We start from the raw sequence: 567 nt of genomic DNA, 5'->3' as shown, positions 1-567 counted from the left end.
CTGATCAATATCCGAAGTTCTTTTTGACGGGCGCTCCGGGGTTGTCTGCGTCAAGCTTTGACGATCTTTTCAGTAGCGATTCTTTCGGTTGGATGGGCGCGGCAGGCGTAAGCTGGAACTTGTTCGATGGGGGTCGTGGCGAGGCAATTGAAGCCATCAACCAAGCGCGTTTTGATTCGGCGACATTGTCTTATCAACATACGGTCGAGGCGGCTTTGGCAGAAACCGAATCCTCGCTGTTTGCTTATGGTCGCAGCCAAGAAAATCAGCGCCGAATCGATGATGCATTGAAAGCCACCAATAACGCCGTCAACAAAGCCAAGTCACTGTACCGAGCAGGCTTGATTGATCACTTATCGGTTTTAGATGCGCAACGTCAGCAACGCATGATGCAAGATCAGCAAGTCGCGGCAAAGTTACAAACCGCACAAGCTACGATTGCGCTCTACAAATCACTTGGTGGTGATTGGACGCTACAACCAGAAGCACAACCCGAAACGAATGCCAAAGGTTAGGTTTCTTACAAGCCTCACACCTTTGCATCATAACGGATGCCGTTAAATCGGT

General features: G+C 49.9%; 1 protein-coding gene. It reads left to right on the top strand.

From position 1 onward, the window contains the following. Positions 1–515: TolC family protein (locus R8N49_RS29310; protein ID WP_318190720.1), on the top strand; the 515-nt coding region annotated here is incomplete at its 5' end. Between the last annotated feature and the right edge of the window lie 52 nt (positions 516–567).

Source organism: Vibrio sp. 1978 (assembly GCF_033344345.1).
This window is presented reverse-complemented; position numbering and strand designations above follow the sequence as displayed.